The organism is Bacillus sp. GMa5/1 (genome assembly GCF_050172015.1).
GTDB classification, from domain to species: Bacteria; Bacillota; Bacilli; order Bacillales; family Bacillaceae_G; genus Bacillus_A; species Bacillus_A cereus.
The window spans coordinates 23,744-33,613 of record NZ_JBNLYC010000047.1; the positions used below are offsets into that span (position 1 = coordinate 23,744).

A 9,870-nucleotide genomic window follows, 5' to 3' on the forward strand; every position below is an offset into this window, starting at 1 on the left:
TTCTTTAAAGCGGATTACATTTCGGCATTTCAAGTCCAGACGATTGAGCTAGTTTTAATAAGTAGTAACATTCCTCTCTTGCCATATGATCTGCCATTCTAGCCGATAATACACTTAATACTTCATTCGATAACTCGAGCTCTTCCACTTCATGTAAAAAATGCGAAAATAATTTCAATTCAAGTGAAACATCTTTCGTAAACTTCTTTAATGCTGGAAAATGATGAAGCTCCGTTCGTAAATACCCTGTCATTTCAACTGCCTTTAAGTAAAATTGTTCAAAATGCTTCGTAAATTCTTCGCTTTTCTCTTTTAATCTTTTTTCAACAAGATCTAATCCACCAGAAATAGAGCCTGCGTGACCAGCCGCATCCGTTAACCAAACGAGATGATAATGTAATTCATGAAAAACAGGCGGAACTTCCCCTTTCTTCAAAAACTCTAAAACTGCTATATACTCTTCCACTTCGTTTACCATATGATTAATAAAAGTTGGCGTAAAATGAATCGTAATTTTCCCTTCCAACTGCTTCTGTATAATATTTAATTTAAACGCCCGAATCTCCTTAGCGGCTTGTTCTGCCTCTTTTGAAAATGCCATCAGATTCACATTCCGAACTTTATTTAACAAATTCGTAAATGTTTCAACAAAGTAAGTAGCTTTTTTTATATCCTCTTTTTCCTTCGGAGCTAATGCATCCAGTAAAAATTGTGCATGATCAGTAAGTACTTTTAACCAAAATTGATGCTCAAACAACGCACTTTCTTCATAATTTCTCTCCACTAAATCCCCTCCGTCTATTCATCCTTCTCTATCACTTGAAGTTTATATCCATCCGGGTCTTGTACCACAATACTCTTCTCACTTTTGTTTTCTGTGTATGCGATTTTATAAAATACTAACCTCTTCTTTACATTCTCTATGTTAGAAATTGAAAACGTTAGAACATCAACTGAGTCCGTAACACTCTTCTCACGCCCGCCCAAACTGCGCTTCATAATAAAACTAATTCTCGTTGAGTCAGCATCATACCAAACCCCTGTTACATCTAATTGAGGTCTTTCTAAACTAGGTTTAATTCCTAAAATCCCTTCGTAAAAATACAAAGTTTCCTTTAAGTTTTTCACTTCCAATACAATGAATTGTTTCACATTCTCCACATTCATTCCCCCCGTACCTATTACTTTTTTATATGTGTCATAAATGCCTATTATGTCTGAATACAATACGTAGTAATGAACACTTAAGGAGGTTTATTCGTGAATAAATATATGAGATCATTCGTGCCCTATCATAGTCCTCTCGATCCCTGTCCTCCTATTGGAAAAAAATATTATTCTACTCCTCCTAATTTATTTTTAGGCTTTCAACCGCCAAACTTACCACAATTCACACCAAAAGAAGCACTACAAAAAGGGACTTTATGGCCTGTTTTTTATGACTATTATGAAAATCCTTATAAAAAAGGGCGGTGACTACTGTCGTGAATCAATCGCTACCAGAAGAATACTATAAACTTTTACTGGAGCTTCAAGAACTGGACTTTGTACTAGTTGAACTCACTCTTTATTTAGATACACATCCAGATGACACCGCTGCGATTAATCAATTTAATGACTTTTCCTATAAACGGAGAGTATTAAAACAAAAGATGGAAGAAAAATACGGACCACTCCAACAGTTTGGAAACAGCTATTCTAATGCCCCTTGGGAATGGAGCAAAGGTCCTTGGCCATGGCAAATATAAAGGAGAGAAACTATGTGGATTTATGAAAAGAAATTACAATACCCAGTTAAAGTGGGAACTTGCAATCCCGCACTTGCAAAATTATTAATCGAGCAATACGGTGGTGCAGATGGAGAATTAGCTGCTGCACTACGTTACTTAAATCAACGTTATACAATTCCTGATAAAGTCATTGGCCTACTTACTGATATTGGTACAGAAGAATTTGCTCACCTTGAAATGATTGCTACGATGGTTTATAAGCTGACGAAAGATGCGACCCCTGAACAAATGAAAGCTGCTGGTCTTGACCCTCATTACGCTGATCATGACAGTGCTCTTCATTACCATAACGCTGCTGGTGTTCCATTTACTGCAACCTATATACAGGCTAAAGGTGATCCAATTGCCGATCTATACGAGGATATTGCAGCTGAAGAAAAAGCACGAGCAACATATCAATGGCTCATTAACTTATCCGATGATCCAGATATAAATGATAGTCTACGCTTCTTACGTGAACGTGAAATCGTTCATTCACAACGTTTCCGAGAAGCGGTTGAAATTTTAAAAGAAGAACGCGATAGAAAAATATATTTTTAATACACGTATCCTAGCGATATGTGTTTTTTTACGTTAAAAGTTAAATCCTTCCTATTAAACATATAAATAGTATATTTATTCGATTTAATGCATTATTTTTTAATATTTTCAAAATTCCCTATTGCTTTCTAGTCATCAGACCTTTAAAATAATAACAGTTACTCGACAAATTGTTTGAATTTTCGACAAAAACACTCATTAGGAGGATTTTCTTTATATGCATACAACTTTAAAACCAGCGCAAATACTTTCGATTAGTTTATTACTATTCGCAGTTTTCTTCGGTGCTGGTAATATGATTTTCCCGCCCCTTCTCGGTCTTTCTTCCGGAGAAAATATGTGGGTTTCCATTACAGGTTTTATTATTACAGACGTCGGTTTATCTTTACTTGCTATCGTTGCTGTTGCCCTTGCTGGTGGTAGTTTTAACACTTTAGCGAGCCGTGTTCATACAAAATTCGCAGCAGTATTCGCTATCATTATTTATCTTTCAATCGGCCCACTATTTGTTATTCCACGAACTGGATCTGTATCTTATGAAATCGGGATTGCACCACTTTTCCCAGATCAATGGTATTCTATGTTAGTTTTTAGTGCGATTTTCTTTACATTCGTTTACTTCTTATCATTAAATCCATCCAAGCTAGTAGATCATATCGGTAAAATATTAACGCCAATTTTACTTGTAATTATTGCAATTATGGCAACAAAAGCGATTCTTTCACCAGGGACGTTTGCAGAACCTATCGGTGACTATAAAGACATCCCGTTTTTCAAAGGATTTCTTGAAGGATTTTTAACGTTAGATGCAATTGGGGCTCTCGTACTATCAACAATTGTTGTAAATGCAATTCGTCAAAATGGTATACAAGAGAAGAAATCTATCGCAAAATATACAATCATTTGCGGAAGTATCGCTGCTCTATTCTTAACAATTGTTTACTTCTTACTCGGTTATATTGGAGCTTCAAACGGAAACTTAGGACAATTCGAAAACGGTGGGCAGCTATTAGCTACTGTTATGTATCAATTTTTTGGGACAAGCGGTAATATTTTATTAAGTATCGCCATTATCTTCGCTTGTTTAACAACGGCAATTGGTGTTGTAAGTGCATTTGCAAATTACTTCACAACAGTGCTAACAAATGTTTCATACAAAAAGCTTGTACTATACGTTTGTATCTTTAGTTTCGTTATTTCAAACTTAGGATTAAGCTTATTAATTAAAATTACTTTACCTGTATTAATTATTTTGTACCCAATTACGATCATTTTAGTTTTCGTATCATTTATCGATAAATATACGAAACGTAAACCTTCTGTCTACATTGGAGCGATGATCGCAGCGTTTATTATTAGCTGTATTCATGCACTTGATAATGTGGAAATGATACCAGATTTTATCGCTAATATCGTACACACCATTCCTTTTTATAACTTAGGAATTGGCTGGATCATTCCAGCAATAATCGGTGGTATAATTGGATACTTTATTCCGCAAACAGAAGCTGCAGGTGAAGTTTCTACAAAATAAAGAGAAGAAGCAAGCATGAAATCCATGCTTGCTTCTTCTTTCTCTTCACATCGTATGTTTAAAAGTAAATAACTCTTCTTTTGACTGCACAACAGGCTGTTCCTCTTCTACATCTTTCCTCTTTCTCTCCCCTCCTAACCTTACTTTCAACATTGCCTCTTCTATACTTTTCACAATCATATTTCCTGAAAAAATAGTTAGCCCGAAAAATGTAATTGGGACGAGAGGAATCCATGGATGCACTGTTAATGATCTAAAGTATACTCCAATTAAACCTGACCATTCATGCGTATAAGATTCCACCTCTTTTATAGGTCCACCAAACGTAACAGTCCCACCAAAGAACACTTCAAGTAATCCTAAGTGCAGTAAAATAGTAAGACTCTGCGTAAACTGTTGAAGAAATACGAGTATAAAAGTCATATAGAGATGCGGAAAAAGATGTTTTATAACAATACGTCTTCTCGATCCGCCTAATATGCGCGCGGCATCAACAAATTCTTCCGTTCGCAATTTACGAACTTCCTTCGCAACATACAGTGCAATAACTGGCATTACAAGTAGTACAAGTAATACCACTTGAAACGAAGCCCTTTCAAAAAAGGTTGTTGTCTCCTCTCCGCTTCCAAATGCATTTGCAGATTGAAGAAAAAAATACGCAATCATAACTGTCGGAATAACTGTAAAACTATCAAAGAAAGCCTCAATTTTTGAAAATCCTCTTTTTATATACGTTCCGAGTACGACACCGAAAAACACACCTATTACCATTCTAAGTGCCGCAATTAAAATAGATATACCAATCGTCCACTTCGCGCCTTCAATGACTAAATGTAACAGGTCATACCCTTTCCGGTCTGTCCCGAGTAAAAATTGGAATGAAGGTGGAAACGGTGGCACTTGTGGATTTTCATCCGCATCATATTGCAATGTAACTTGTCTAATATGTCCATCATTCCATAACGTATTTCCGATGCTCAAAAGAACTAATAGGAGAAGAAACCCAATGCTTATCCAAAATCTTTTATCACGTTTTATATACGTCCACATATTATAATCTCTCCTTCATCGCAGCCGGAATGAGATAATGAAACAATTTAAATAAAATAAAAATCGGAATATATATAAGAAGCACACTAACGATGAAAACCTCAACTCTAATACCGAAATACGATTTCAAAAACATAAAAATACCACCCGTATTAAAAATCCATTCTATAATATATAAATTAGATAACATAAAAAAGATATTCGTTTTCGCAAAGAATAATGTACTAAGCAACACATTTCGTAAAATATGACGATTTAAAATATGAAAGCGCCCCAGCCCTTTCGCCTTAGCAAATAGTACATAATCTTTTTCTAGTTCATTTTCAAAACGAAGCACGACCATTTTTACAAACATAATCGTAGTCGGGATGCTCAAACACAATATTGGCAACCCCCTAATCGACTCGCCTCCAATTGAAGCAATTTGAAAAGGTAAAAAACCTGTTTGTTTAAAAAACCATACAACTAAAATTTGTGATACTAAAATAAGAAGGATATCTGGAATGGATTCTAGGAAGATAAGAAATGATTTAATTCGCTGTTGCATACGCGGTGAACTACTCACAATTACATAAACAATACAAAATGCTACAAATAATGAAATAAAAAAAGCAGCTAAAAAAATAATAATCGTTTCTTTATAATGGACGAACAACTGCGGAAATAAAAATTTACCTTTCACATATTGCAAATTGGAAATATCCATTAAGTTCACAAATACTTCTTTTAAACTCTGTATGTACTTTGATACATCCAGCTTAAATCCATAAAACAATTTCGGCAGAGCCCCTAACATAATAATCCCCAAAATCGAAATAAGAAATTGAATCGTCACTTCCATCCCATTCAAAAATACCTTTTTGACCATTTTCACCCTTCTCTCTCTATAATTTACCCCCTAATTCTATTCTTAATTTTCTGAATTGTAAATATTTTAAAGACAAAAAATCACTAAGCTATGATCCTAGTGATTCTTTATGCGCATGCCTTTCTCTTTTCGCAAACGGAATATATAAAATAAAACACCCAATAAGCGCTGCGAGTTCTAATGAAATAATATAGTAAGGATGCGGTCCTAACATATCGAGTAATGAAGCTGTTTCTGGCTTATGAGCTAAAAACATATAATTACCACCTGTTTTGTAATTCACAAACGAAACAAGCGGAACCAATATGTTTAAAAATATCATCGTACGCTTAATAGATTGCAAGGTCGGTCTATAGCCTTCCACCCAAGTCATAAAGAGTGGTGCCCAAATAAGCAATACATGCGCGATAAAATATTCAATGAAACGAAAATGCGGAAAAGCATATTGCAAATTTGGTGTTAAAATGGCTTGTGATGCACCAATAATTCCCGTAAAAAATACAATCTCATATATTCGATAACTTTTCGTTACAATCATAATCGACGCTAACAATAAACTAATTGTACATAACTCAAACGGTAATGAAGTAGCTAGCTCAAAAATCCCCGCTTTCCACTCCCACATATGAAGCCCAATTTCACTACCTATAAATAAAAATGCAATCGCATATCGAACCGTTATATTCCACTCATTTTGACGTAATAAATCTTGGTATTGATACAGAAAAAATATCCCCACCAACATAATAAATAATATAATGGCATGTTGCCTTGAGTATGGAATAAACGGTTTTAATGGATGCGCACTAAAATAAGCTTCCATCTTCCTTCCTCCTCTCCTTCATACAATATTATTGTAAGAAAGAAACAACGAGTCAATTCATTTGCTTACAATAGGACAACCTCTACCTTACATTTACATATTCATACCTTACAAAACTGTAAGGTTATTGTAAGCTAAAACGATTTGTCAGATTCTTCACCTCTTCTATACTTAATGTAGATACTAAAACGAACGAAAAGGTGATAAATAGATGAAAAAGAAAAATAAGGTGTTAATTACTAGTGTAGTAGCAATCGGAATTGCAGCTGGATCATACTTTGCATTTGCTGGGGGCGGTTCAGAAGTAGCAATGGCATATAGCGGATATAAAGTAACTGAAAAACAAATCCAAAACGCGCAAAAATTTGGCGGCGAAGTTATTCCAAATGGAATTGAAACTATTTCATTCGATCCAACAAAAGGAACATATGAATTAGCTGTAAAAAAAGGCGATGAAGTGAAAAAAGGTCAGCTTCTATTTAAATACAATGACCCGACTGCTAAACAAGGTGTAACAGAAGCAGAAATGCAAAAGAAAATCGCACAAAAAGAAGTAACGTTGTTCCAAAAACAAATTGATGCGGCGAAACAAAAATTACAAAAAGATAAAAATGCAGGCCTTCCCGCTGAAGCATTAAAAGCATCAGAAGCTGAAGTTGGGCAATTAGAATCACAACTTGAAATGAAAAAGTTTGAAGTTGAAAAAGCTGATGAAATGATTAAAGCAGCAAAAGAGAAAGTAAACACTCTTTCTGTAACAAGTCCTGCTGATGGCGTAATTGATGATATCGTGAAAACTGCTGACGAAAAAACAGGTATGAGCGGAGTTACTCTTCGTCACGCTGGTCAATTTAAGGTAAAAGGTCAACTTTCTGAATATGAGCTTGCTAGTATGAAAGTTGGGCAAGAAGTAACTGTTTCATCAAAAACTGTCGCTGGTAAGACTTGGACAGGAAAAGTAACAGAAATCGGTTCTACACCATTAAAGAGCATGGATGAAAATAAAACTGTTTCTAACTATCAATTCACTGTCACATTAGATAATAGTGACGAATTACAAAACGGCTTCCACGTTTACGTAACAAGTAAATCTGGCGAAGCAACTGGTACAATTGTTCCGAAAAGCAGTATCGTGAAAAAAGGTGACAAAAATGTTGTCTTCGTTGTAAAAGACGGTAAGGCGAAAGAACAAGCAGTTACTGTTGAATTCGAGACTGATAGCGAAGCAAAAGTTTCTGGAGTGAAAAAAGGAGAGGAAATTATCTCTAAACCTGAAAAAGACTTAAAAGATGGTATGGAGGTTGTCGCCCAGTGATTAACTTAAAAGGCATCACGAAATCCTTCCAAAATGGTGCAGAATCCGTTCAAATATTACACGGAATTGACGTAACACTGAACCAAGGAGAATTCACTTCTATTATGGGACCTTCTGGTTCTGGTAAATCAACATTAATGAACATTATCGGTTGCTTAGATAAACCGACGACAGGTACGTACGAACTAGCCGGTCAAAATATTTCAAACATGACTGAAACAGAACTTGCACACGTACGTAATAAAGAGATCGGATTCGTATTCCAAAACTTCATGTTATTACCGAGACTTACAGCGCTTCAAAATGTAGAACTACCCCTTATTTACGCTGGAGTCGATAAAAAAGAAAGACGCGAGCGCTCATTAGCTGCTTTAACAAAAGTCGGTTTAGCTGATCGCGCTACTCACTTACCGAACGAATTATCAGGTGGACAAAAGCAGCGTGTCGCTGTTGCACGTGCAATCGTAAATAACCCAAAATTCATTTTAGCCGATGAACCGACGGGAGCACTTGATACGAAAACAAGCACACAAATTATGGACCTCTTTTACGAATTAAATAAACAAGGCTCAACAATCATTATGATTACCCATGACCGTGAAATCGGGGAAGCTGCAGCACGTCAAATTGTAATTCGTGACGGAAATATCGTCCAAGATTGGAGAGGTTAATTTTGAATACGAGTGAAAATATACGCATGGCCCTTTCCTCTATCTTTGCTCATAAAATGCGTTCTATTTTAACGATGTTAGGTATTATTATCGGTATTAGTGCCATTATTACTATCATTTCAATGGGTGATGGTACAAACGCAAAGTTTAAAAAAGAATTAGGCCAAGGAAAAGATAACGAAGTAACGATTTACTACAACAATCCTGATTACGGAACAGATAGTGCCAAAATCACACCTGATATGCTAAACCGTCTGCAAACTGTACCAGGCGTTAAAGATGTGTATCCAGACGTAAGTATGAAAGTAAAAGCATCTGCTGGTTCAAAAGATGTAAATCTTGATTTAAAAGGTGGAACAGGCGCCTTTATGACAGATTCGAAAATAAAATTAGTTCACGGTCGTGAATTAAATGACAGTGAATTAAACCAAGCAATCCCTGCTGTTATATTAAATGAAGAAGCTTTCAACAAATTATTTAGTAGTGGTTGGGAATCAAATCAATACACAGATATAAAAGGAAAGCCGTATAAAATAGTTGGTGTATACGAAACGAAAAACGACTTTGGAATGCCTATGCCTGAAGGTTATACATCACTTGAAAATGCGCCTGTCATTTCAGGAGTAAATGAGTATGACTCTGTAAGATTAACAATGACCTCTCCGACAGAACGTAAAAGTGTAGAAAAACAAGCCGTTTCTGTCTTAAACGAAATGAAAGCTCCTAAATTTGAGCACAAATTCGAAGCACAAGACTTAGGTGAATTTACGAAACAACTAGACGAATCAATCGGTATGATGAAAATGGTATTTGGTGGTATTGCTGCTATCTCCTTACTTGTTGGTGGTATCGGTGTAATGAACATCATGCTCGTATCTGTAACAGAACGTACACGTGAGATTGGTATTCGTAAAGCACTTGGTGCAACACGTGGTAAAGTATTAACACAATTCTTAATCGAATCTTGTATTTTAACAGGACTTGGTGGTTTCATCGGATTCATGCTCGGTATTTTCTTCGCTTGGATCGTCTCAATCTTTGCTGGATGGCCACTCGTTGTCTCAAAAGAACTTGGACTTCTTGCAGTAGGTATCTCCATGTTAATCGGTATTATATTCGGTTTACTACCAGCTAACAAAGCTGCCAAACTGGATCCAATTGAATGTTTACGATATGAATAAACAAAAACGTAGGAGTTTACACTCCTACGTTTTTTATTTATCTACTAAATTGAGTTTCTTCTATTATATATGTTTCACGTTACAACTATCATTCTAAT

At 35.6% G+C, this 9,870-nt stretch carries 12 protein-coding genes; 7 read left to right on the forward strand and 5 right to left on the reverse strand.

The window, feature by feature from the left end; all coding sequences use genetic code 11:
- Positions 1-4: 4 nt before the first annotated feature.
- Both ACQGSG_RS13860 and ACQGSG_RS13865 read right to left on the reverse strand, forming a co-directional pair.
- A complete protein-coding gene (locus ACQGSG_RS13860; RefSeq protein ID WP_000440974.1) occupies positions 5-784 on the reverse strand; it encodes a DUF2935 domain-containing protein in 780 nt (259 codons plus the stop codon).
- Positions 785-798: 14 nt separating this feature from the next.
- A complete protein-coding gene (locus tag ACQGSG_RS13865) occupies positions 799-1,167 on the reverse strand; it encodes a VOC family protein (RefSeq protein WP_044129442.1) in 369 nt (122 codons plus the stop codon).
- A gap of 93 nt (positions 1,168-1,260) precedes the next feature.
- Between ACQGSG_RS13865 and ACQGSG_RS13870 the strand changes: the two genes are divergently transcribed.
- The 4 genes from ACQGSG_RS13870 (at position 1,261) to brnQ2 (ending at position 3,864) form a co-directional block, all read left to right on the forward strand.
- On the forward strand, positions 1,261-1,476 hold the full coding sequence (locus ACQGSG_RS13870; RefSeq protein ID WP_001046257.1) for a spore coat associated protein CotJA: 216 nt from the start codon (positions 1,261-1,263) through the stop codon (positions 1,474-1,476).
- 8 nt (positions 1,477-1,484) lie between these two features.
- Positions 1,485-1,748, forward strand: coding sequence for a spore coat protein CotJB (locus tag ACQGSG_RS13875; RefSeq protein ID WP_001076509.1), 264 nt, complete (start codon positions 1,485-1,487; stop codon positions 1,746-1,748).
- A 12-nt stretch (positions 1,749-1,760) separates the two neighbouring features.
- Positions 1,761-2,330 (forward strand): spore coat protein CotJC, encoded by a 570-nt coding sequence (cotJC, locus tag ACQGSG_RS13880; RefSeq protein WP_000265274.1) that lies wholly within the window; start codon positions 1,761-1,763, stop codon positions 2,328-2,330.
- Between the two features lie 217 nt (positions 2,331-2,547).
- A complete protein-coding gene (brnQ2, locus tag ACQGSG_RS13885) occupies positions 2,548-3,864 on the forward strand; it encodes a branched-chain amino acid transport system II carrier protein BrnQ2 (RefSeq protein WP_325842984.1) in 1,317 nt (438 codons plus the stop codon).
- Between the two features lie 45 nt (positions 3,865-3,909).
- On the opposite strand, the gene ACQGSG_RS13890 is transcribed toward brnQ2, so the two are convergent.
- From ACQGSG_RS13890 to ACQGSG_RS13900, 3 genes are all read right to left on the reverse strand, one after another.
- A complete protein-coding gene (locus tag ACQGSG_RS13890; RefSeq protein ID WP_061654736.1) occupies positions 3,910-4,914 on the reverse strand; it encodes an ABC transporter permease in 1,005 nt (334 codons plus the stop codon).
- Between the two features lies 1 nt (position 4,915).
- Positions 4,916-5,782 carry an ABC transporter permease subunit gene (locus tag ACQGSG_RS13895; RefSeq protein ID WP_098396377.1) on the reverse strand — a complete coding sequence of 289 codons (867 nt, stop codon included), beginning with the start codon at positions 5,780-5,782 and terminating at the stop codon, positions 4,916-4,918.
- A gap of 88 nt (positions 5,783-5,870) precedes the next feature.
- Entirely contained in the window at positions 5,871-6,605 is a 735-nt protein-coding gene (locus ACQGSG_RS13900) for a TIGR02206 family membrane protein (RefSeq protein WP_325842985.1), read from the reverse strand.
- Positions 6,606-6,816: 211 nt separating this feature from the next.
- On the opposite strand from ACQGSG_RS13900, the gene ACQGSG_RS13905 reads away from it, so the two are divergent.
- Genes ACQGSG_RS13905 through ACQGSG_RS13915 form a run of 3 tightly spaced genes read left to right on the forward strand, consistent with a single transcriptional unit; the run spans position 6,817 to position 9,772 of the window.
- Complete coding sequence (locus ACQGSG_RS13905; RefSeq protein WP_000728830.1) at positions 6,817-7,920, forward strand: efflux RND transporter periplasmic adaptor subunit; 1,104 nt, start codon at positions 6,817-6,819, stop codon at positions 7,918-7,920.
- Positions 7,917-8,591, forward strand: coding sequence for an ABC transporter ATP-binding protein (locus tag ACQGSG_RS13910; protein WP_000609104.1), 675 nt, complete (start codon positions 7,917-7,919; stop codon positions 8,589-8,591). Before ACQGSG_RS13905 ends, ACQGSG_RS13910 begins: the two co-directional genes overlap by 4 nt.
- 26 nt (positions 8,592-8,617) lie before the next feature.
- Positions 8,618-9,772, forward strand: coding sequence for an ABC transporter permease (locus tag ACQGSG_RS13915; RefSeq protein ID WP_001986269.1), 1,155 nt, complete (start codon positions 8,618-8,620; stop codon positions 9,770-9,772).
- Positions 9,773-9,870 lie beyond the last annotated feature (98 nt).